The sequence below is a fragment of the Candidatus Hydrogenedentota bacterium genome, from assembly GCA_012730045.1.
GTDB lineage: Bacteria > Hydrogenedentota > Hydrogenedentia > Hydrogenedentales > CAITNO01 > JAAYBR01.
In genome coordinates this window covers 1-22397 of the sequence record JAAYBR010000048.1, presented here as the reverse complement: position 1 = coordinate 22397, position 22397 = coordinate 1, and the positions used below count along the sequence as shown (strand labels likewise).

General features: G+C 68.4%; 16 protein-coding genes and 1 tRNA gene. 14 read left to right on the top strand and 3 right to left on the bottom strand.

Annotation, left to right across the window (positions count from 1 at the left end; genetic code table 11):
• Positions 1-87: 87 nt before the first annotated feature.
• Both GXY15_05085 and GXY15_05080 read right to left on the bottom strand, forming a co-directional pair.
• A complete protein-coding gene (locus GXY15_05085; GenBank protein NLV40586.1) occupies positions 88-3714 on the bottom strand; it encodes a response regulator in 3627 nt (1208 codons plus the stop codon).
• 33 nt (positions 3715-3747) lie between these two features.
• Entirely contained in the window at positions 3748-4332 is a 585-nt protein-coding gene (locus GXY15_05080; GenBank protein ID NLV40585.1) for a response regulator, read from the bottom strand.
• A gap of 310 nt (positions 4333-4642) precedes the next feature.
• On the opposite strand from GXY15_05080, the gene GXY15_05075 reads away from it, so the two are divergent.
• The 14 genes from GXY15_05075 (at position 4643) to GXY15_05010 (ending at position 19410) form a co-directional block, all read left to right on the top strand.
• Positions 4643-5458, top strand: coding sequence for an SDR family oxidoreductase (locus GXY15_05075; GenBank protein ID NLV40584.1), 816 nt, complete (start codon positions 4643-4645; stop codon positions 5456-5458).
• A 12-nt stretch (positions 5459-5470) separates the two neighbouring features.
• Positions 5471-5686 (top strand): hypothetical protein, encoded by a 216-nt coding sequence (locus GXY15_05070; GenBank protein ID NLV40583.1) that lies wholly within the window; start codon positions 5471-5473, stop codon positions 5684-5686.
• Between the two features lie 461 nt (positions 5687-6147).
• Positions 6148-8523 (top strand): hypothetical protein, encoded by a 2376-nt coding sequence (locus tag GXY15_05065; protein ID NLV40582.1) that lies wholly within the window; start codon positions 6148-6150, stop codon positions 8521-8523.
• A gap of 4 nt (positions 8524-8527) precedes the next feature.
• Positions 8528-10096, top strand: a complete 1569-nt coding sequence (locus tag GXY15_05060) for a hypothetical protein (protein NLV40581.1) — start codon at positions 8528-8530, stop codon at positions 10094-10096.
• A 279-nt stretch (positions 10097-10375) separates the two neighbouring features.
• Positions 10376-11071 (top strand): Crp/Fnr family transcriptional regulator, encoded by a 696-nt coding sequence (locus GXY15_05055; GenBank protein ID NLV40580.1) that lies wholly within the window; start codon positions 10376-10378, stop codon positions 11069-11071.
• Positions 11072-11105: 34 nt separating this feature from the next.
• Positions 11106-13757 (top strand): hypothetical protein, encoded by a 2652-nt coding sequence (locus GXY15_05050; GenBank protein NLV40579.1) that lies wholly within the window; start codon positions 11106-11108, stop codon positions 13755-13757.
• A gap of 83 nt (positions 13758-13840) precedes the next feature.
• Positions 13841-13917 (top strand) — tRNA-Arg (locus GXY15_05045).
• 111 nt (positions 13918-14028) lie between these two features.
• Positions 14029-15234, top strand: coding sequence for a site-specific integrase (locus GXY15_05040; protein ID NLV40578.1), 1206 nt, complete (start codon positions 14029-14031; stop codon positions 15232-15234).
• A gap of 70 nt (positions 15235-15304) precedes the next feature.
• Positions 15305-15697 (top strand): hypothetical protein, encoded by a 393-nt coding sequence (locus GXY15_05035; protein NLV40577.1) that lies wholly within the window; start codon positions 15305-15307, stop codon positions 15695-15697.
• 189 nt (positions 15698-15886) lie between these two features.
• Entirely contained in the window at positions 15887-16225 is a 339-nt protein-coding gene (locus GXY15_05030) for a helix-turn-helix domain-containing protein (GenBank protein NLV40576.1), read from the top strand.
• Positions 16222-17778, top strand: a complete 1557-nt coding sequence (locus GXY15_05025; GenBank protein NLV40575.1) for an AAA family ATPase — start codon at positions 16222-16224, stop codon at positions 17776-17778. The genes GXY15_05030 and GXY15_05025 overlap by 4 nt, the downstream gene beginning before the upstream one ends.
• A 451-nt stretch (positions 17779-18229) precedes the next feature.
• The gene (locus tag GXY15_05020; GenBank protein ID NLV40574.1) at positions 18230-18409 is read left to right on the top strand and encodes a hypothetical protein; all 180 of its coding nucleotides are present in this window, start codon (positions 18230-18232) and stop codon (positions 18407-18409) included.
• Positions 18402-18872, top strand: coding sequence for a hypothetical protein (locus tag GXY15_05015; GenBank protein NLV40573.1), 471 nt, complete (start codon positions 18402-18404; stop codon positions 18870-18872). Before GXY15_05020 ends, GXY15_05015 begins: the two co-directional genes overlap by 8 nt.
• On the top strand, positions 18865-19410 hold the full coding sequence (locus GXY15_05010) for a hypothetical protein (GenBank protein NLV40572.1): 546 nt from the start codon (positions 18865-18867) through the stop codon (positions 19408-19410). The genes GXY15_05015 and GXY15_05010 overlap by 8 nt, the downstream gene beginning before the upstream one ends.
• Positions 19411-20509: 1099 nt before the next feature.
• Here GXY15_05010 and GXY15_05005 read toward each other — a convergent pair.
• Positions 20510-21940: an MATE family efflux transporter gene (locus GXY15_05005; GenBank protein NLV40571.1), complete on the bottom strand. Its 1431-nt coding sequence runs from the start codon at positions 21938-21940 to the stop codon at positions 20510-20512.
• Between the last annotated feature and the right edge of the window lie 457 nt (positions 21941-22397).

Genomic DNA, 22397 nt, shown 5'->3' with positions numbered 1-22397 from the left:
TCCACGTCACGGGCTGGAAGCTCGGGCCGCCTCAATGTCCGTGCACGACACCCCCTTGAGAATGCCGCATCTCAGCCCCAAGATGCACTAGCCCTTGCGGCGCTGCGCGTCGAAGGCGCGGACGGCGGTCATCAGGTCCTCGCCGTGGAACGGCTTGAGCAGGTAGCCGTCGGCCCCGGAGTCACGGAGCAGGGCCGGTTCGCTGTCCACCGGCCGCCCGGTCACGAGGAACACCTTGATGCCCGCCAGCTCCGGATCGCCCTTGACGCGGCGGCACACCTCCCACCCGTCCATGTCCGAGAGGGCGATGTCCAGCAGCACGAGCCAGTAGTCGCAGGTCTTCGCCCGCTCCAGCGCCTTGGCGCCGGTGGTGGCGATGTCCACGGCAAATCCCTCGTCGTCAAGGAACCGGGCGACCACGCGGCCGATCTCCGGGTCGTCGTCCACGCACAGGACGCGGGCGCCGAGGTTGTGCGCGGCCTCGGTGGCGCCGCTGACGGCGGAGTGGATGGCGCTCAGGAGGGTGCTCTTGCGGAAGGTGCGGCGGATGCGCGCCGCGACCAGGTGCCTGCGCCGGTATTTCTCGGCCAGGGCGTCGTCGTTGGTGATCAGGACAATCGGCGCCTCGGCGCCGGCCGGCTCCTGCAGCATCTCCTCGAGCACGAAGGCGCCCAGCGGCCCCGCCTCCGTGTCCACCAGCAGGCAGTCGGGGCTGTACCGCCGGGCCAGCGCCACCGCGGCGGACGGGTTCGGGGCGTGAATCACGTCTATGCCGTCCGGGACCAGCAAATTGCGCAGCTGAAACGAGAGGGCCCGGTCCTGGGCAACCACCTCGACCAGGAGGCGCGTCTCCACGGAGAAGGCGGCGCCCGCCCCGCCGCCGGGCTCCTCGGGGCGCACCGCCGGCAGGGTGAACTGGAAGGTGGCCCCCTCCCCAAGCCGGCTGGTGGCGGTGATGCGGCTGCCGTGCAGGCGGACGATGTCCTGGGAAATGGCCAGTCCGATGCCGGTGCCCTCGTACTTGCGCGTGGACGAGGAGTCCACCTGGTAGAAGCGGTCAAACACCTTGTCGAGCGCCTCCGGGGGAATGCCGATGCCCGTGTCGCTCACCGAAATGGACACCGTGCCGTGCCGCAGCTCCGCCAGCACGGCCACCTCGCCGCCGTCCTGGTTGAACTTCACGGCGTTCGAGAGCAGGTTGTTGAAGACCTGGCCGAGCTTCCCCTTGTCCCCCTCGACCATCACGGGCCCGGCGGCCGGCGCGCCGGAGGGGTCGCGCACCTCGCACCGCAGCGTGATGCCGCGCGTGTCCGCGCGGGGCTTCACGCTCTCCATGCTCGCGCGCACGCAGTCCAGCAGGTCAAAACGCGTGAAGGTCACCTCCTCGGCGCCCCGGTGGAGCCGGGAGAAGTCGAGCAGGTTCTCGATGAGGGTGACGAGTTTCTCCACGTTGCGCATACTGATGCGCAGGTATTCGCGCTGCGTGTCGGTCACGGGCCCCGCCTTCTCGTTCAGCACGATGTCGGTGTAGCCCATCACCGCCACCAGGGGCGTGCGCAGCTCGTGGGAGACGTTGGAGAGCAGGTTGGTCTTCATCTCGTCCAGCGACTTCAGCTCGTCGTTGGCCAGCCGCAGCTTCTCCCGCGCCCGCGTCACCTCCTCCAGGGACTGCTTCAGGCTTTCCAGCAGGTGCGCGTTGCGCAGCGCCGCCGCCAGGTGGGGCGAGAGCTGCTCCAGCACCGCCGCCTCGTGGTTGGCGAAGCCGCCCGAAACCGACGAGCCGAGGTTCAGCGCGCCGATCACCTCGCCGCGCGCGAACAGGGGCACGCACAGCACGCCGTGGATGGTCTCCGGAAACTGGAAGGCGAAGACGCTCCCGGGGAACTGGATGTCCTCCGCGCGCAGGGCGCGCCCCTCCGCCACCACCCAGGCCGCGCAGCTGTCCCCCCCGTCCAGGCGGGGGAACTGCTCGCGCCCCTCGCGGGGCTCGGGCCAGAGCTGGCGGGTCTCAAAATGGTCCGGGTCGTCCTCCAGGCGAAGCGAGAGGGCGGCATAGTCGAAATGGATCACCCGGCGCAGCTCCGCCGTGAGGCTCTCATAAAGGAGCCCCGCCTCCAGGCTGGAATTAATCACGTTCGCGATCTGGTTGATGACGGCGATCCGCTCCGCGCGCTCCCCCGCCTCCCCCTCGAGCAGGACGTTCCGCGTGACATCGCGAAAGGTGCCGCCGACCCCCTCGAAGACCCCGTCCTCGCCCACCAGGCGCCGCCCGGCAAGCTCCACGCAGACACGGCCCCCGTCAGGGCGCCGCATCCAGATGCGGATGGGGCGGGCCCCGATTTCCCCGGGGGCGCCGTCGGCGAGGCGGCCCCACTCCGCGGGATCCTCGCACAGGTCCTCCAGGCAGACGCCCAGCGCCTCGCCGTAGTCGCGAAACCCCAGTATCTCCACCCCGGCGGGGTTGATAAAGGCCAGTGCCCCATCGGCCCCGGTCTGGAACAGGCCGTCGCGCATGGACGTCACCAGGTTCCGGTACTTCTCCTCGGACTGGCGCAGCCGCCCCAGGTTGTGCCGGAGCGCCGCCGCCATCTCGTTAAACGAGGTGGCCAGCTCCTCGATCTCGTCGCCCGTCTCCACCTTGAGTTTGAGGTCCAGGTCGCCCTGGCGCACGATCTGCGCCCCCTCGCTCAGCAGCGAGAGCGGGCGGATGATGGTGTTGTTCACGATCCGGTAGGCCACGGCGCAGAAAATGCCGATGAGCACGCTGGTCACGGCCAGGGTCACCAGGGCAGCCAGGTTGATCCGGGAGAACACCTGCGGCGTGGGCCGGTGAACGGCCACGAACACGTCCGTCCCCGGCACCAGCCGCTGGTAGGCCAGCAGCACCGGCGCGCGCCTGTCTCCGGACTCGTAGTTCCACAGGAAGAAGGCGTCCGAGTCGCGCTCGGGGTACTTCGTGAAGCGTTCGGCGAGTTTGGGGTCCACCGTGGCGTAGCGCGGCGGGGCCGCCTCCCCCTCCGAGGTCATGTCGGGGTAGACCACCAGGCGCGCGCGCTCGGAGTAGATGACAATCTCGTAGCGGTCGTAGACGCCGGAGCGGACGGTCTCGCGGCTCCGGTCGCCGAGGATGAACCCGAGCAGCTCGCCCAGGCTCTGCACCTCCACGAGGTACCCCAGCACCCCGCCCCCGGCGGCGGCCCGGACAGGCGCGGCGAGCACCGCCACATACTGCTCCGTGTCCGCGACGTAGCGGATGTCCACGAAGCGCGCCCCCGTGATCAGCTCGGGCTCGCTCAGGTCCCCGGGGAGTATCTGGTCGGGACCGCCCGCCGCCGCCACCAGACGGCCCTGGAGATCGTACAGCCCCGCGTCCAGCGTCCGGCCCCTGCTCTCGGAAAGGTCCGCCCGCAGCACCGCCAGCGCCCTCTCCGCGGAGGTGGAGGGGGCTGTCGCGTGCTCCTGGAGGAACTGGACCAGGGCCGCCGACGCGCCCAGGCGGGTGATCATGTACTCCCGCTCCCCCATGGCGAGGTTGATCCCGTCCGCGGTCTTTTTCGCGGCCGTGGACAGGTTCTGCAGGGTGGCGATCTGCTGGGCCTCACGGGCGGCGAGATAGCCGATCACCATGGCCAGCATCATGGGGATCACGCCCACCCAGAGGATGGAGACCACAAAACGGCGTTCCAGGCTGCCGCGCGTCAGCATCTTGCGCATGGATCGCTCCCGGGCCGGACCCTTGGAGGGGTCCTACTCCGCGTTGCGCCCCTTGCCCACCAGCTCGCGCACTTTCGCGAGAAGGGTGTCCACCTTGAACGGTTTGGACAGGTAGTCGTCCGCCCCGGACGCGAAGATGCGCTCGATGTCCTTTTCCTTGGAAAGGCAGGTCACCGCCATGATCGGAATGCTGCGCGTCAGCTCGTTCGCCCGAAGGGCCGAGCACACCTCAAACCCGTTGATCTCCGGCATCAGAAAGTCCAGCAGGATCAGGTCGGGCGTCATCTGCACCGCCTTCAGCCCCACCTCCGTCGCGTTGGCCACCTTCACCAGCTCAAACCCCTCGTCCGACAGGATCCGGTCCATCAGCGCCAGCGCGTCCGGATCGTCGTCCACCACCATCACCCGCTTGGTGGACGGGCCCTTCTCCCGGGGGAACATGTCAAACCGCTCCCGGAACTTGTCCAGGTCCTTCTCCAGGATGCGGTAGTGGCCGCCGGGCGTGCGCGACGCCTTGATCAGCCCCTGCTTGATCCAGTTCTTGATGCTGTGGTGCGTGACGTGGCAGATTTTCGCCGCCTCAAACGTCGTAAAGGCTTTCTGTTCCCGGTCTGTCATGGCAAAAAGTCCTCCATTGGATGAAAATGCGACAGGCACTCGCCTCGTTGTATTGCACTGCCCCTTCGGCCCCGCCCACGCGGAGCCGCCACTGCAAAATTCGCAGTTCTCGTACCGTCTATACGTACTGTACCCATTTTCGCACTAAGATGTCAACCCGTTTCCGGATTTTTCCGGGAATACCGCAGTTGTTGCAGTTTTCATTACCGCGAAAGGTGTCAAAGGTGAAAGCCCGCCCAGCCCACAAATCGGCATCATGGGGGAATCCGCCTGTGCTATGCTGGCGTTGTTCAACACAAGGAGACACCCCATGGGCAAAGTCGCATTCATCACCGGAGCCACCCGGGGCATCGGCAAGGCCTGCGCGCTCCGCCTCGCCGCAGAGGGATGGAACATCGTGGTCGCCGCCAAGAGCACGGAGGAGGACCCGCGCATCCCCGGCACGATCTACTCCGCCGCCGAGGAGATTGCCCGGCTGGGCGTGGAGGTCCTGCCGGTGCGCTGCAATGTCCGCGACGCGGACGAGGTGCGCGCGGCCGCCCAGGCCACGCTCGACAAGTTTGGCCGGGTGGATGCCGTCATCAACAACGCCGGAGCGCTGTGGTGGCGGAACATGGACGAGACGCCCCTCAACCGCTTCGATCTCGTGGTCGGGGTGAACGTGCGCGGCGCCTACGCCGTCACCGAGGCCTTCCTTCCGACGCTCAAGGCGCAGGGAAGCGGCCATGTCATCATGATGTCACCCCCCGTGGACCTCGAAGTGGTCCCCGGGCACATCGCCTACTCCGTCAGCAAATTCGGCATGACCATGATCGCCCTCGGCCTCGCCGAAGAATTGAAGCCCTACAACATCGCCGCCACCGCCCTCTGGCCCAAGACCGTCATCGAGTCCTACGCCACCAAAAACTTCGGCCTCGGCGCGCCGGAAATCTGGCGCAAGGCCGACATCGTGGCCGACGCCACCTGGGAAATCTTGGCGCACCCGGACCAGTCCAACGGCCGCGCCGTCCTCGACGAGGAGTTCCTGCGCGAGGTCGGCTACACGGACTTCGACCAGTACCTCTGCGTGCCCGGCGGCACGCCCCTCGAACTCGACAAGGCCATCATGCGCACCGCGCGCTCCTGAAGGACCGTCCCCATGCAGACCGTGCTGCTCAACATAGCCGTCGCCGCCGCCGCCCTCGTCCTCATCTACCTCGTGTGGGGCGGCGTCCACCTCCTCGCACGCCGCCGCATCGGCGAGCGCCAGCTCGGCTGCAAGGGCCCCGTCCCCGGCGAAAACGGCCAGAACCTCTGCTGCCGGGGCGACGGCTCGCTCTGTGAGGACCGCCACGGAGAGCACCGGCACGACTAAGCGGCCCCCCGCGTCCACAATACCCCCCAGTGTTTGCAGTGCGCGAAGCGCCTTGGACTGCGGCAGCTCGCTGCCGCCTTTCTTCGCGCGGGCTCGCCCGCGCGGGGCGCGCGAGAAACGCCGGGCCCGGGATGTTCGCACGGCAGTCCTCATGGTGCCCGGTCTGGAAGGCGGCAGCAAGCTGCCGCACTCCAAGGCGCGCTGCGCGCGCGTGCCCGGCGTGGGGGGGCATGGACCTGCACGGACGGGGCACGGACCGAAACGGACAGAACCCGCCTTTTCCTTGTCCACTCCGTCCACTCCGTTCCCCTCGTCCACTCCGTCCACCCCGAGCCGGCGATGCCCCTGTTTCCCCCTGCGGGCTGCGGCGTGCTACACTTGACCCATGCTGCGGGTGCGGTGTGTCCGCGCCGCGGCGGCCGGCCGGGAATGGGCGCCCGGCACACTTCCGAGGCTTGACAATGCGCATTTCTCTCGCACAGACGATTCACGGTTTTGCGGCGGCGGTGCTGCTGGCCGCCGGGCTGTTTCCCGCCGGGGCGGGGGCGCTGGAGGCGGGCGCGGGCAAGGCGGACATCACACCGCCGCTGGGCGCGCCGCTGAACGGCTACGGGGCCCGCATGGGCCGGGGCGCGACGGCGGTCCATGACCCGCTGTGGGCGCGGGCGCTGTATCTGGACGACGGCACGACGCGGCTGTTCCTGGTGAGCCTGGACCTGGTGGCGGTGCCGCCGGAGCTGCGCGCGCGGGTGCTGGAGCTGGCGCCGGACGTGGCGCCGCGGGAGAACATCATTCTGGCGGCGACGCACACGCATTCGGGCACGGGCGGCATGACGCGGAAGATGCCGGTGCGGCTGGTGTCGGGGCGCTTCATGCCGGAGGTGCTGGAGGCGGCGGCCACGGGCATCGTCCAGGCGATGCAGCAGGCCTATGACACGCGCACGCGGGCGGCGGTGGGCCACGGCACGCTCGCGCAGACGGACCTGACGCACAACCGCCGCTTCGGCGACGGGCCGTCGGATCCGCAGATCGGCGTGATCCTCGTGGAGGACGCGGACGGCAACCCGATCAGCGTGGTGGCGAACATGGCGGCCCACCCGACCTCGGTGGGCGATGAGAACCTGTACAGCGTGTCCGCGGACTACCCGGGTTTCTACTGCTCCCACCTGGAGGCGCTGACGCGCCCGGAGTGCGTGCCCCTCTTCCTGAACAGCACGGAGGGCAACCAGACCATCGGCTCGCCGCCGCAGAACAAGACGGACTGGGGCCGCACGGAGGCCGAGGGCCGCACGCTGGCGGAGCGGGTGAAGGAGGCGCTGCCCTCCATCACCTGCGGCGAGGCGACGCTGCGGGTGGCGTCGGCGGAGCCGGACCTGCCCCTGAGCCTCGCGGGGGACATGATGCCGAAAAAGGTGCTCCTGCAGGCGCTGGAGATCAACGACCTGCTGGTGACCTTCCTGCCCGGCGAGGCCTGCGTGGAGATCGGGCTGGAGCTGCGCCGCCGCGCCCTGGAGAAGGGCTACGCCGCCCAGTTCTCCGTGGGCCTGGCCAACGACTACCTCATGTATTTCACCCCGCGCAGCCTCTACGCCGAGTACAACTACGAGGCGTCCATGAGCTTCTACGGCCCCCTCATGGAGGACTGGTTCTACACGCAGTTCACCCGCCTCATGAGCAGGGCCGAGGCGGCGCCCGACCCGCCGGCCGCCGAGCCGCAGGCGCGCGAGGACCTGCCCGGCGGGGCCGTGCTGCTGCGCCTGGCGGGGGACCCGAAGACCGTGGGCGAGGCGCGGGGCCGCGTGTTCGCCGACAACCTGAAACAGCGCTGGCTGGAGCGGGTGGAGCGGCCCGTGAAGGCGGGCGAATGGACGCCGCCGAAGAGCCTCTGGGCGAAGTTCCCCGCGTTCATGGACCCGTCCACGCTGATGCTGCCCATCCTGGGCATGGCCGCGCGCCGGCCCCTCAGGGGCACCCCGGACTCCACCTTCCTCGAAATGGCCGGGCTGGCCCAGGGCGCGGGCCTGCCCTTTGACGCCGTGTGGCTCCTCCAGGCCGCCCCCCTCTTCTCGCGCCTGGAGGACAAGTCGCCGCTCTTCACCGCGCCCCTGTGCACCATGGTCGCCGCCACGGGCATTCCCGCGGGCGCGGACGACCTGCTGGTGGCCCGGAACCTCGACTGGCCCTGGGGCGACGAGCTGCCCGTGGTCTCGGTGGTGAAGCCGGACGCGGGCCTCGCCTATGTGCAGATCGGCTTCCCGTGGAACGCCGGGGTCTTCTCGGGCATGAACGAGGCGGGCCTGGTGCTCTGCATGGAGCGCCTGCCGCACGTCACCCCCGGCGCGGAGACCCTGGACGGCCCGCCGGTGGAGCTGCTGCTGCGCGACATGCTCCAATCCGTGGACAAGCCGGACACCGCCGTGGCGAACCTCCAGGCCCTCGCGCATGTGCGCGGGGTCCATGTGCTGGTGGCGGGCTTCAACGGAAAGAAGGCCGCCGCCGCCGTGGTGGAGTTCGGCCCGACCGTCACGGTGCGCCGCGCGGAGACCAACGGGCTGCTGCCCGGCGTGGACCCGCTGTCGGCCGCCGCCGCGCCGGACGACGCCGCGCGCTACGCCCGCTTCGCCGCCCTGGCCGAAGGGCAGCGCATCATCGGCGACAGCGAAATGCAGCGCATTCTCGGGGATTCCGACGAGAGCGCGCCCGAGGCCGCGCGGATCTGGAGCGCCGCCACCCGGCACAGCGCCGTGTTTCTCCCCAAGTCCGGCAGGGTGCAGGTGGCGTTTCCCGATGAAAACGGCCGCCCCGGCCCCTACACAACCGTCTCGTTGAAGGACTAGCCCCATGAGCGACGTTCTTAGAAGTTTCACCACGGGAACCAGCGTGCGGAGGCGCCGCCGCGAACTGCGCCGCCGCGCCGGCCGTTTCGGGGGGTGGGTGCTCTTCGCGGCCCTCGCCCTGCTGATCGCCGCCTGGTGGACCACCCGGGACACCTGGTCCATGGGCGGGCTGCTCCCGAAGGACGCCGCCTTCCAGGCGAGCGTGGACAACGTGATGCGCAAGCGCGCCCTGCTTGCGCAGTCCCAGATGTGGGAGCTGCTCCCCGAGGGCAGCGCCGGGCGGGAGGCCGCCCAGGCCGCCCTCTCCCCCGCCCCCGTGCCCGAATGGCTCCTCAACAACCTCAGCTCCGACATCAGTTTCTGGTCCAGTCCGCGCGTGGACGACTTCTCCGAGCTGCTGGTCGTCTCCAAGATGACCCGCGTCGGCTGCCTGGCCATGAAACTCGCCCGGTTCCTGCCCGCCATGGAGCGGGAACGCGCGGGGGGCCTTTTTCTCCAGCATGAGCCGGAGTCGGGCCTCCATTTCGCCGTCCGCGGCCGCATGCTCGTGCTCAGCCCCTCGCGCCGGGCCCTCATCCACGCCCTCACCCTCGCCGACGGGGACGCCCTCGGCGACCAGGCCCTCCAGGACTGGCACGCCGGCGCGGCCCGCGCCGACCTCTTCGCCCGCATCAGCCCAAGCGCCTGGCCGGGCCTGGAGGAATGGGCCGACCAGGTCAGCCTCTCCGTCCATGTCCGCGAGAAGGAGGCCGTCCTCTCCCTCGCCGCCCGCCTGAGCACCCAACGGCGGGAACAGATGGACGCCCTGCTGCCCGGCCTCGCCCCGCAGCCCCTCCCCCACTCCCTCCCGGGCATCGTCTCGCTGACCTTCAACGCCGGACAGCCCCTTCCCGCCGCCGTCCGGCAACTGGCCGCCTTCGCCGGAAAACAGGAGCTTGCCGCGTCCCTGCTGCAGCCCCTCCCGCCGGAGGCCGGACCCCACGCCGCCCTGGCGAACCTTGCCGTCGGCATCCTGGAGAAGGCCGGGCCTTCCGCCCGGCTGGCCTGGCGGGGCGTGGACCTGAACGAGATGCTTCCGGTTCCCTATGCCGTCCTGGCGGTGGATGGGGGCGCGGAGGCGCTTGCCGCCCTGCGCGAGAATCCCCCGGCGGTCCCAACAGACAACCCCGAGGTGGACTGGACGCCGCGCGTCAGCCCCGACTCTCCGGTGGTGCAGGTGCCCCTGGTCGGCGGACCGGCGCTCAAGCCCTGCTTCGCGGACTACGAGGGGGGGGTTCTCTTTTCGAGCAATGCGGATGACATCCAGACACTCCTCACCGCCGCCGCCCCGGGCGGCGAAGCCCAGCAGGGCAACTTGCAGGTGACCCTTCACCCCAAGGAGGCGGTGGACGCCCTGGCCGGTCTTTACGAATCCTACAAGGAATTCGGATATATACAGCCAAATATAATCAAAACCTTCGATGACGCTCTGGCGGCTTGGCGGCAGTTGACCGCCCGCGTGGAGGAGATATCTGTCCTCGCCAAGGTGGAATCCGGTGAACTGAGCGCTGTGGCCCAGGTGCACATGCCATGACTCCCCTCTCTACTTCTCCCCTTCCTGATCCCCGCCCGGAGACCGGGAAGGCCCCCGGGTCCCGTGATAATAAGAATGCGCTTTTGTCTGTTATTGTTGAAAACGGTCTGTATTCAGCCGCTTTGGCCTGGGCGTTTTTGGTTACCTGTTTCTATCTTCTGAGGTTCTCCCTGCTTCCCTTTCTGGAGGGGGCCCGGGGCTGGCTGGACAGCCTGCTCTAGGTTCTGGTGGCGGCCCTCTGGCCCGGGCTGGGAGTTCTTTCTGGAAACGGATTGAAACATGCTGAAACATTTCAAAACCGCCGAATCCCTGGCGCGGGAGCCGTTCTTCGCGGACATGAGCCCGCAAACGCTGGCCCTCATGGAAGAGTACGCCTACGTCCGCGACTATGAGCCCCGGCAGATCATCTTCTTCCCCGATGACCCCTGCGACCATGTGTACTGGGTGCTGCGGGGACGGGTGAAGTTCAGCCGGGTTCTGCCGGACGGGCGGGAATGGACCGTGCGCCATCTGGAACCCGGCGACATGCTCGGAGACGACCTGCTGCTCACGCCCGACCGCCACGCGGGGTATGCCGAGGCCCTGACCCCCGCCCGGCTTGCGCTGATGCGCGCCAGCGACTTCCTCCGGCTGGTCCGGGACGAGGGGGAGGTGTCGCGGGCGCTGGCGCTCCGGCTCAGCCGGCGTCTGGCGGCGGCGGAACAGGTGCTTCTGGAGACCCTCTCGTACCCCCTGCGCCGCCGGGTGGCCGCCATGCTGCTGCGGCTGGTCCCCGGGACGGATGTCGGCGGGGAGTCCGACGCCGTGGCCGTCACCCACCGGGAGCTCGCGCACCTCATCGGCGCGACCCGGGAGGCGGTGACCAACACCCTGCACGAACTCCGGGACCGGAGCCTGATCTGCCTGGCCAACCGCCGCATCCGGGTGCTTGACCGCGCGGGCCTCCGGGAGGCCGCCGAAACCCCGGAAGAATAAGGGTCCCCCACGGGACCATAAAGGAACAAATCCCATGAACACCCTGGCCGCCTTTGTCCTCACCGCCGCCTGCTGCGCCCTCCCCGCCTGGGATTTCGACGGCACAGACCTGCCTGCGGGCTGGCAGCCCAACGCGGGGATCCCGCAGGCCGCCGTGGAGGCCGGGGAACTGCGCGGCCGCTCCGCCGGCGGCGACCCGTTCTTCGCCATCGAGGGGCTGGATTTCCCGGCGACCCCCTGGCAGTACGTGCTGCTGCGCGTCCGCTGCGGGCAGGCGGGGCAGGGGCAGCTCTTCTGGACCGGCAACACGGACGGCCCCTACGGCGGGCTGACAGAGGAGCGTTCCGCGCGCTTCTCCCTGCGGGGGGGCGGGGAGTGGGAGGAGGTCGTCCTGATGCCCGGATGGCACCGGGAAGGGCGCATTGTGAGGCTCCGGCTGGACCTGCCCAAGGGGGAGATGGACTTCGCCCTCGACCATTTCCGCGTGGAGGACTATGCCGCCGAAACGGCGCCGCTGACCGATCCGGGACTCCTGAAAACGGCCGATGGCTGGACCACGCTGCCCGGGAACGCGGGGAGGTTCTCCCCCCCGCTGAACATCGCGGCGGCGGACGCCGGCTGGGCCAATGTGGAGATCCGCGCGGCCGCGCCGGGCCGCGCGGAGGTGTTGTGGATCGCCCCGGACAGGCCGGGGCTTCAGGTGGAGGCGCTGGAGGTGGACGCGGGCACCCGCGTCTATCCCATGCTGCTGGCGGGCAATCCGGGCTGGACGGGCACGCTGGCGGCAGTGGGGGTCCGGTTCCCCGGCGCGGCCGCCACGGAGGCCGTGTCCCTCGCCCTGTCCGACCTGCCCGCCGGGGAGGCGCGCCCCGTGGTCGCCTATTTCGGCGCGGAGAACGGCGTGAACCGCGCGGGACGGGACTGCCGCGTGGTCGCCGCCGTCCGCAACCGGGGCGGGGAGAACCTCTCGCTGGCCGGATGGACCCTCGACGCCGCGGGGCTGGAGACGGTGTCCGGCCCCGACGGCGACACGGGCACCCCCCTGAGCTGGGGCGAGACGGGCACGCTGTCCTGGACCGTCCGCGCGGACACGCCCGGCGACCGGCCCGTGACCCTGCGCGATGCGGCGGGCCGCGCTGCGGCAGCGGCCACCCTCTCGCTCCTGCCGCCGGTGAGCGCGCCCAAGACGGACTATGTCCCGCAGCCGTCGCCGGTGAAGACTTCTCTGGACGTCTGCATGTTCTACTTCCCCGGCTGGGAGAACGACGCAAAGTGGGACTGCATCCGGAACATCGCGCCGGTGCGCAAGCCCCTGCTCGGCTACTACGACGAGGCGAACCCGGAAATTGTGGACTGGCAGATCAAATGGGCCCTGGACAACGGCATCAACTGCTTCCTGGTGGACTGGTACTGGGTCGCGGGGAACCAGCACCTCACGCACTGGTTCGAGGCGTACCGGAAAGCCCGGTACCGCGACCAGCTTGAGGTCGCCATCATGTGGGCCAACCACAATGCGCCCAACACCCACTCCCGCGAGGACTGGCGCGCCGTCACGCGCGAATGGATCGAGAAGTACTTCACCCTGCCGGCCTACTACCGGATCAACGGAAAGCCGGCTGTCTTCCTGTGGGCCCCCTCGGGCCTGCGGCGCGACCTCGGCGGTCCGGAGGAGGTGAAGGCGGCCCTGGCGGACTCGCAGCAGATGGCAAAGGACGCGGGACACGCGGGCATTGAGTTCATCGCCATGCACGACCACGAGTCGGCCTCCGACGCCGCCATCCTCCTTGCGGAGGGCTACGCCGGGGCGACAAACTACCATGAGTGGGGCCGCGCCGTGGAGACGGCCCCGGCCCCCGCCCTCGCCCGCTTCGACGACGTCGCCGCCACGGCCCCGGACGCATGGAAGCGCCGCGCGGAAACCTGCGGCGCCCTGACCTATTACCCCGTGGTGGACACGGGCTGGGACTCGCGCCCCTGGCACGGCGACAAATCCATCGTCCTCGGCGGCCGGAGCACGCAGGCCTTCCGCAGCCTGCTGGAGAGCGCGAAAGCCTTCTGCGCGGAGCGCAAGCTCCCCTTCGTCGTGCTCGGCCCGGCCAACGAATGGGGCGAGGGCAGCTACATCGAGCCGAACACGGAATACGGCTTCTCCATGTACGAGACCCTCCGGTCCGTCTTCGCGGAGGGGGATCCGGCCGCCTGGCCGGTGAACCTCGGCCCCGCCGACCTCGGCCTCGGCCCCTACGAATTCCCCCCGCAGCCGTCCACCCTCGACTGGGATTTTGCCAACGGCCCGGGCGCGTGGTCGCCCTTCATGGGCATGACCGCCCCCGAGTTCCGCGACGGCGCCATGGTGTTCCGCACCGTCACCGCCGACCCCGCGCTGCGCGCGGTGACCAAGGGCCTGCGCGCCTCGGCGCACCGGCGGATGCGCCTGACCCTCTCCGTCGCCGCCCCCGGCGTGGAGACGGTCCACGGCCAGCTCTTCTGGTCGCCCTGGGGCATGGCCTCCGGCGAGGCCACCGCCCTGTCCTTCGCCGTTCCCGCCGACGGCGCGCCCCACGAGGTGCTGATTGACCTGGAGAAACACCCCCGCTGGCGCGGCCCCAGCTCCAGTCTCCGGCTCGACCCCTGCAACGTGAAAGACGCCGAAGTGCGCCTCTACAAAGTGAGTTTCGGGGAGTAGGCTGCGGCCCCGGAAACACCCGCCGTGCGCGAAAAACTTGCGTCTCCGGCGCGGCTGTGGTATCCTTTACACGCTTGCGCAGCGTACCCGTAGCTCAATTGGATTGAGCGTCTGGCTACGGACCAGAAGGTTGGGGGTTCGAGTCCCTCCGGGTACGCCATTTATAAGATGCTGAAACGCAAGGCTTTACGCCGAGCGTTACCCGCCAACGGCGGCGCAGCTAAACCCTACAACGCTAGGTAATTTACCTAGCAGGGAGGCTGCGCCGCCGATGTCTATTAAGTCCAAACGTGCAATCCAGAAGGTTCCCTCGCTCCGTTTTCACAAGGGAACAGGCCATTACCGCGTCACCCTGAATGGGCGCGATACATGGCTGGGAAGTGACCCCGAAGCCGCCCAGGTCCGCTATCAGGCCGAGATAGCCCGCTGGCTGTCCCATGGTCGCCAACCCGCCCCGCCGTCTCCGAGGCTGATCACCGTCATGGAGCTGGTGGACAAATACACGGCGCACCTTGTCGGGTATCTGCCTGACAACACACACCGCTCAACCCTGCTTACATGGTGTGGTCGTTTCGCCGATTTTGCCGGGGGGATGCCAGCCGCCGAGTACGGCCCGCTGGCACTCCAACAATACCGCGCGGCCTTGTGCGATGGAACACTGAGCCGCCGGACTGTCAACCGCATGGCGCAGTCCGTCACCGCGATTTTTGCATGGGGCGCATCCATGGAGCTGATTCCCGGTTCCATCCCCGAGGCCCTGCGGTGTGTGAAGGGACTGCGGCGCGGCCATGCACCCGGCACGACGGAGCCGGAGCCTGTCCGTCCTGTTGAGTGGGCGACCGTCGCCGCCACCCTGCCGCACCTTCCCCGGCCCGTCCGAGAGCTGGTGCTGGTGCTTTGGCATTCTGGTGCCCGCGTCGGCGAGCTGGTGGCCGTCAAAGCCGTAGACATTGACCGCTCCGGCCCCGTCTGGACCTATAGCCCGAAAGATCACAAGACCGCCGGGTTGGGCAAGACCCGCGTTATCTGTTTCGGACCGGAGGCCCAGCGGATACTGAAAGAGGCCATGCTCCGCCACCGTGACGGGTATCTGTTCCCTCCCGCCGACGCGATGAAAGAATGGTCTGAGGGATGCCGGGTTCACCGCAGACCAAACCAGCTACCGAACCTGCGCGAGACCGACCGGACCCTGGGCGAGCACTACACCAACGCCAGCGTCTGCCATGCCGTCACCGTGGGGGTGCGCAAGGCAAACAAGGCGCGGGAAATGGAGCTGGGCCGTCCGCTAGAGGATGGGGAGGCTGTGCCCCATTGGCACGTTCACCAGATGCGCCACTCATACGCGACCCGTGCCCGTCAACACTTTGGACTGGAGGCCGCGCGCGCCGCGCTGGGGCACGCCGACGCCGCAATAACTCAAGTCTACGCCGAGGCCGACAAAGCACTGGCCGCCACCGTCGCCGCGAAAATTGGATGATGCAGACCACATGCGCGCCCGTGGTCTGTCGCCGTCGGGTGCCATGTTCAAACCGTGAAAGGATAGACCGATGATGTACCCGCACATTCTTGTAGAGGTTCCCCACCAGAGGCCCGCCGAGGCCTACGCCGTTTTCACTTTGGCGCAATTCGTCGAGGCCTGCGAGTCTAACGCCGGGTCCGCGTGGGCATGGCCGGATGCGCCCTCCGATGATGATTACCTCGCCGCGTTTGCGCATGACCTTCACCACTACGAGCTGATCGAATCCGAGGAGGAGGCGCGGCGGCGCATGGTGCCGCGCGACGTGCATCAGGATGCCCGCATCCGCCGGGTGATCCGCGAGGCCGCCCAGGCCCTGGGCTGGACCGTGCCGCCGCACTATTGCACACAGAACGGCGGAGACTGCGAGACATGCTCCCTTGTGAACTATGGCCGCGACTGCGAGAATAACGCCGTCCCATGACAGGCGAATTGCGCTATATACCATTAGTGCGAAAATTGACTTTTCGCGTGGTGAAGTAGTGTGCTGTACCACTTGCAATGGGGGTAAACGTGTGATATAATGCGGAGCGAAACGAAGGTAGAGTGTATCTGCCGATGTTTCAAAAGGAGCACACCAGTAACTGAAAGGTTGCCGGATATGAGTGCTCCCTTGACCCCCTCCCCCTCCCCCTCCCTTTTGACACTCCCTGAGGCCGCTGCATACCTTGGGCGCGGCGGGAAACGCCCGTCCACCGTCACAGTGTGGCGATGGTGCCGCAAGGGGTGCCGTGGCGTGTCTCTGAAATACCTCCGCATGGGGCGCGAGATTCGCGTCACGGAGGATGCTCTCCGAGACTTCGGCCAGCGGCTGGCCCAGGCCGACCGCCCGCTGACTGCATCCGCCGCGCCCACCCCGGCGCAGACGGAGCGCACCCGCACCGACGCCGAGCGCGACAAGGCCGTGGCCGAGGCGCGGGAAAACCTCCGTCGCCGAGGGTGCTTGAAATGACCCCACGCGCGGACCCCATCACCCGCGCCGCATCGCTGGCCGCTGACTCGCTGGGCCGTCTGATCCGTCGCGCAGCCCAGGGCAACGCCGAGGCCGTCCGCGAGCTGGTGTCCCTGCCTGCCGATCTGCGCGGACTTGGGCATCCGTTCGAGGTGTTGGTGGACATCATCAAGCGCATGGATGCAGACCGCGCGCCGATCACGGAGGAGGCCGTCCATGAGGCCGTTATCCGTCTCAACGAGAGCGGTCTTGTCCGGGTGCTATTTGACCCGCTGGCCCCGCCAACACAGTCCCCCGCGCTCTGTGCGGGCGATGTGCGCGACTTCCTGCGGGCGGTCGAGCGTGACGCACTGGCCGGGGAGCTGCGCCGCGCTGTGACCGCCGGAGACGATGAAACCGCGATCCTAGAGCGCATGGCCGCATTGAGCGGAGACACGGGCGCGGGGCTGCAATTCGCCGACTTGTCAAACCTTGACGGCCTTGCCTCCGCGCCGCTGCCGTGGCTGGTGGACGGCTGGTTGCTGCGCGGCGTCGTGACGGTGCTGGCGGCTCCCGGAGGCGTCGGAAAAAGCATGCTTGCCCGCAGTCTGGAGGTGTCCGTCGCGCATGGCCGCGCGCTCATCAATGGCATGGCACCTCTTGCCCATGGCGATGTCGTGACCCTGAGCTATGAAGACTCCCGCCACATTGCCGCGAAACGGTGGCGCGCCCTCCAGATGCACCACCGCCTCGACGCTGACCGCATGGCCGCCGACATGGCGCAGCATGTCCACCTCCTCGACACCCCCGGTCCGCTGGTAGAACTTGACCGCGCGGGGAATGTCCGCCCGACCGCCTTTTGCCGGGAGCTGCGCGCGGCGGTCCGCGCCATGAGGCCCGCGCTAGTCGTGGTGGACACGCTGCGCCGTGCTGGGGGTGCCATTGACGGAAATGACGCTGCCGCGATGGGCGAGCTTATGGCCGTCCTGGGCGACATTGCGCGGGACTCCGAGGCCGCCGTGCTGGTATTGGCGCACACGCGCAAAGGCACGGGGAAGGGCGACGCATCCGCCGAGAATGTCCGGGGAAGCTCCGCCGTAACCGATGAGGCGCGCGGCGCGTGGGAGCTGAAACGCACCGCAGACGGCACCCTCGAATTGAGTAACACTAAGCCGCAGTTTTCCAGCGGTGAGGCGCGTCTGCATCTGCGCATTGTGTCCGTGGGCGACGGCGGCTGTCTGGAGTCCATTGGCGGCCCCGTGACGCATGACCGCCGGGAAGTCGAGGCGGCCGTCCTGCGATGGGTGCATAACAACCCTGCGGTGATCATCAACCCGCGCGCCGTCTGTCAAGGCAAGGGCGACGCCGGGCGGCTGGTTTCCGCCGTCCTGGCCGCCGTCGGCTGGGCGCGCAACCGCGATGTCGAGGCGGCTGTCCAGTCCCTTGTCGCTGCCGGGAAACTCCGCGTCGAGACTGTCCGCAAGCCGAACCGTCACGAAGTCGAGACACTACAGCCCGCCGGGGGGGTGTTCGATGAACTTTACACGGAGGAGGAATACGATGTGCCCTTCTGACCGCCCCGCAGGGTGCGCCAACCGGGTGCGCCAACCGCGTGTTTCCCTTAAGAGGTTGACGCGGTTGACGCGGTTGACGCAGAGGGCGGAATCCCCCCCCTTTAACCCCCCCGTTAGCAGGAAGGGGCGCAGCACCGACGCGCCCCCTTCCGCTTGCGCTACAGGGTGCGGATCGGCGCAGACGCCCCAAGACATGCCTGGGCGGCTGCGCCGCCGGGAAGGGGAGCTGTACGCATCCATCCGTGACGCTGAATCCGCCGGGATGGACTACGCGGAGACAATCCGCCCACTGGTGGTGGAACTCCGCGACTGCATCGCGAAAAGAAACGCGCAGGAGGCCGCAGGAGACGCGTTCACCTCCCCAGCCTTGTCTGTATCCGCTGAAACCCTAAAAACGCCCCAAGGGCCGGAAATAGGCCATAACGGGCAAACCGTGAAAGGAAACCAGAAAATGACCGACACCCCCAAAAGGCCCGCCCGCGTCATCGTCGCGGGGCACGGCCAGCACTTCACGAACACGCGCCAGAAGCCCGTGAAGCCCATGCCGCGCCTCTCACCGCCGAAGCCGCCCACGGACGCGCACACACTGCGGGCGGTCCCCGACCGGAAGAAGGAGCGCGCTAATGACTGACAATGTACGGCCCACAAAAAGACACACCGCCAAGGCTAGGCCCGACTGCGCAGCCGCCGCCGGGCGACGTGCCGACGCCCTGGCACTGCGAATCAAAGGCCTGACATTCGCCGGGATCGGCGACACTCTCGGCGTGGACACATCAACCGCCTACCGTTACGTCCGCGACGCGCTGGCCGAGACGCTGGCCGAGTGCGCCGAACTGGCCGAGCATCTGCGCGAGCTGGAAAACCAGAGACTCGACGAGATGCAGGCCGCGCTATGGGAAAAAGCACTTGCGGGCGTGTTTCCCGCCGCCGACCGCGTCCTCCGCATCATGGAACGGCGCGCGAAGCTCAACGGCCTTGACGCGCCGCAGAAAATCGCGCCGACCGATCCCAGCGGGGAGAATCCCTACACCAAAATGACAGACGACGAACTCCGCGCGCTGGCCGCGCAGATTCTGGAGGCAGACCATGATTGAAGCACTTCACCACGTCCGCAGCCTGGAGGCCGCCGCCGCTGTCATCGCCCACGAACTGGAGGCCGCGCGCGGCGGACTGAGCCGCGCCGAGGCTGACCTTGCGCAGGAACTCGCCGACGGCGAGGGAGGACAGACGGCGCGCAAGACGATCACGAAGCACAGGGGGGAAGTCGCAGACTTGGAGTCCGTTCTGCGCGCCCACGCCGAGGCCGTCCGCATTGCCCGCGCAGATGCCGAGCCGGAGGCGCGCGCGGAAGTCGGCGACGCCCTGGCGGAGCTTCACGCGGCCCAGGACGCCGAGGCCGTGATCATCGAGCGCGCCGTGGCGGAGATGCACGCGGCGGCCCAGCGGCTCCATGTGCTGCATCATCAGGCCGAGGGGCGGGTCCGCGAGTTTTCGGCGGCATACCCGAAGCGTGGGGGGCACCTCGGCGGCGCGTGTTCGCCCCGGAGCTTCCGCGCCCTCGCCGTCGCGCGGCTGGCCACTGGGCACCGCCTGATAACCGACATGCTCGAGGATGCTTCCAATGGAGAGTAACACCCCCCTCGCCCGCATGATCCGCGCCGCACTGGCCGAGGCTGTCCGACCGCATGAGCCTAACGGAAAACTTTCCGAGGCTATCAGGGCCGTTGCCCGGAGCCGGGAGACGGTGTACCCCTTCCCGGAGCCGGGACAGGCCCTACCGCTGGGCGACATGCTCCGCGCTCGCCATCTGCGCGAAAAATAGTTTCTCGGCATAGGGGCACATGCTCCCCGCCCCCGGCTGGCACCCGCTGGCCGGGGGTTTCCCTTTTCAGCGAGTTCCGGCGCGGCCTGTTGCACCTTCTTGGCGGTCTGTACACTGCGCGGGGAGACGTTCAACATGGTGGCCGCGTCTGCGGATGCGAGGTGTTTGTTGTCCACCTCTTCGGGGGGTCGCAAATTTGCGACCCCCCTATCATTCTGTGCGGGCCTCCCCTTCCCTGCGATTGCCGCACCCTTCGCCCCGGCTTCCTTCATGCGCTCTTTCGCCTGTTCCTCCAGCATCGGGAGCACGGCGGTCGCCACCATTGCCCGCTGTGAGGTGGTGAGGTGGCGGCGGTGAAGGTTCCAAGAATAGACCGCCACAGAGGCCGCAGGGGGCACGATCACGACCGGAGGCGGGTGAACAGACCACCGGAGGGAGAAACGCGCTCTGCGGGGCTGTGGCGCGGTCCTATTGTGTTTGTCATGCCTGACCCCTTCATGCACTCACCGAAAACAACTTGCTAGGTAATTTACCCGGTTTTGGGTAAAATCACTTGCAATTGTATGCGAGGTGTGTTATTCTTCCCTTGTCAGACAAACTTGAAAACAAAGGGTTTACAGCGTCGCCGATGCGCGGGCGAAAACTCGAAAAACCCGCTTTTAGTCCCTACGGACCAGAAGGTTGGGGGTTCGAGTCCCTCCGGGTACGCCATTTCTTTTAAGCCCGCCTGTTTTCAGGCCCCTCTCCCCCCCGCCGCAAGAGACCGGGTCATTGACCCGTGTTGCGTAACGCCGCCGTCCCGGCGGCCCTGTCTTCGGGCGCACGGAACCCGGCCGGGCCAGAGCAAGACCAGAGCAAGGCCGGCGAGACGCCGGCGCTACGGCGGCACCCGCCTTTCGTGCCCCCGCGCTACGGAGTCCCGCGCCGGACCACCGGCTTTTTCCACCGGCCGGAGAAGTAGTAGGCCAGGCTCACGCCCATGCCCACCGCCAGCCCCGCCAGATTCCCGTACCACACCCCCTCGACCCGCCCCCAGTGGCCGGACAGGAACGCCGCCATGGGGATGCGCACCGCCCAGAAGGCGATGAAGGTGAAGACCGTGGTGGCCCCCGTGTGGCCGGCGCCGTTGACCACGCCGTTCCCCGCGAACATGACGGCGAACAGGAGGTAGCCCAGGCTCGCGATGCGGAGGTAGGTCGCGCCCACGGCGATGACGTCGGCCTCGGGCGTGAACAGGCCCATCAGCCACGCGGGCAGGCAGAAGGCGAGCACCGCCGCCAGGGCGGTCAGGCCGCAGCTCAGCGCGACGCCCGACCGGAACACCTCGCCGACGCGGTCATAGTGGCCCGCGCCGATGTTCTGTCCGGCGAGGGTCGCCACGGCCATGCCGACGGCCATGGCGGGCATGAACGCGATCTGGTCTATGCGCATGGCAATGCCGAAGGCGGCGGAGCTGTGGGCGCCGTAGGGGTTTACCAGCCCCACGATCACCATCATCCCGACGGACACCAGCAGCTGCTGGAGCATGGAGGGGACGCCGATCCGCAGGGTGACCCGCGTTGTCGGCCCGTCCACGCGCAGGCGCCGCCAATGGGGCGAGGCGATGTGGTTCCGGCGGCGCAGATGCCAGGCCAGCGCGCCGAGCGCCAGGGCCTGCGAGAGGATGGTGGCATAGGCGGTGCCGTTGAGCCCGAGGCGCGGCAGCCCCAGTCCCCCGAACATGAGCAGCGGGTCCAGCGCCGCCGTAAGCAGCAGGGAGCCCCCCTGGAACCACAGCGGCGTCTTCGAGTCGCCCACCCCCCGCAGGGACGACGCGAGCAGAAACACGCCGAACATGAACGGCGTTGTCCAGAGAAACACGCGGAAGTACGAGACCGCGATGGGCAGCACCTCCGGCGGCGTGCGCATGGCCCGCAGCACCGGCTCCGCCCCCAGCCCGCCCGCGGCCAGGCAGAGCGCCGCCACCCCCCCGATGAGGACCGTCGAGTTCCCGATGACCCGCGCCACCCGGTCATAGTCCCGCGCGCCGTAGGCCTGGGACACCAGAATGCTCGTCGCCTGTGTGAGCCCCGCCGCCACGGCCATCAGCACGAAGAAAATGGGAAAGGTCACCGTGATGGCGGACATGGCCTCCGCGCCCAGAAAGCGCCCGATCCACACCGCGTTCACCACCATGTACGCCGTGTGCAGCAGGCTCCCCATCAGGATGGGCAGCGAAAAGACGAGCAGGTGCCGGGGCACGCTGCCCGTGGTCAGGTCCGTGCCCCGCGCGCCGCGCGCCGCCGCGCCCCGCGCCGCAGGCCCGGTTGCCGCCGTGTGTGCTGTTGCCGTCTCGCTCATGCGTCCATTCCCCCACGGCGAAGAGGCCGTGGAGGGGCAATGGTAGCAGACGCGGAGACCCCGAGGCGATGAACGGGCGGAACAACGGCGGCACCGTCCCTTGGAGTGCGGCGGCAACGACGCCGCTTTGGCTTTCTGAGAAAGAGAAGCGTCCGTCGGGGCGGGGGCGGCAGGGATCATCCCCCGGCCAAAGCGGTGTCGCCGCTGCGCTCTGCCACCGCACTCCACATGTCTGCCACAAAAGTGGGGGGCGGACACAGTCGGCGTCATGGCGAACCCCAGACCGCCGAAGGCGGGAATGTCGTTGAAGAAAGGACTCCTCTGGCCCCGCCCCCCCCTGCCTCCGCACGCTTTATCGGTGTTCATCGGTGTTCATCGGTGGTTCCCCCCTCCGGAACCACTCGCACAATAGGGGGGAGCCGCCAAGGCATGCCTGCGCCCTTAGTCGCGTGCGGGG

What these genes read in the sequence shown, in the direction of transcription:
- GXY15_05085 (NLV40586.1), bottom strand. Translation starts at nt 3,714, where the DNA reads ATGCGCAAGATGCTGACGCGCGGCAGCCTGGAACGCCGTTTTGTGGTC.
- GXY15_05080 (NLV40585.1), bottom strand. Translation starts at nt 4,332, where the DNA reads ATGACAGACCGGGAACAGAAAGCCTTTACGACGTTTGAGGCGGCGAAA.
- GXY15_05075 (NLV40584.1), top strand. Translation starts at nt 4,643, where the DNA reads ATGGGCAAAGTCGCATTCATCACCGGAGCCACCCGGGGCATCGGCAAG.
- GXY15_05070 (NLV40583.1), top strand. Translation starts at nt 5,471, where the DNA reads ATGCAGACCGTGCTGCTCAACATAGCCGTCGCCGCCGCCGCCCTCGTC.
- GXY15_05065 (NLV40582.1), top strand. Translation starts at nt 6,148, where the DNA reads ATGCGCATTTCTCTCGCACAGACGATTCACGGTTTTGCGGCGGCGGTG.
- GXY15_05060 (NLV40581.1), top strand. Translation starts at nt 8,528, where the DNA reads ATGAGCGACGTTCTTAGAAGTTTCACCACGGGAACCAGCGTGCGGAGG.
- GXY15_05055 (NLV40580.1), top strand. Translation starts at nt 10,376, where the DNA reads ATGCTGAAACATTTCAAAACCGCCGAATCCCTGGCGCGGGAGCCGTTC.
- GXY15_05050 (NLV40579.1), top strand. Translation starts at nt 11,106, where the DNA reads ATGAACACCCTGGCCGCCTTTGTCCTCACCGCCGCCTGCTGCGCCCTC.
- GXY15_05040 (NLV40578.1), top strand. Translation starts at nt 14,029, where the DNA reads ATGTCTATTAAGTCCAAACGTGCAATCCAGAAGGTTCCCTCGCTCCGT.
- GXY15_05035 (NLV40577.1), top strand. Translation starts at nt 15,305, where the DNA reads ATGATGTACCCGCACATTCTTGTAGAGGTTCCCCACCAGAGGCCCGCC.
- GXY15_05025 (NLV40575.1), top strand. Translation starts at nt 16,222, where the DNA reads ATGACCCCACGCGCGGACCCCATCACCCGCGCCGCATCGCTGGCCGCT.
- GXY15_05020 (NLV40574.1), top strand. Translation starts at nt 18,230, where the DNA reads ATGACCGACACCCCCAAAAGGCCCGCCCGCGTCATCGTCGCGGGGCAC.
- GXY15_05015 (NLV40573.1), top strand. Translation starts at nt 18,402, where the DNA reads ATGACTGACAATGTACGGCCCACAAAAAGACACACCGCCAAGGCTAGG.
- GXY15_05010 (NLV40572.1), top strand. Translation starts at nt 18,865, where the DNA reads ATGATTGAAGCACTTCACCACGTCCGCAGCCTGGAGGCCGCCGCCGCT.
- GXY15_05005 (NLV40571.1), bottom strand. Translation starts at nt 21,940, where the DNA reads ATGAGCGAGACGGCAACAGCACACACGGCGGCAACCGGGCCTGCGGCG.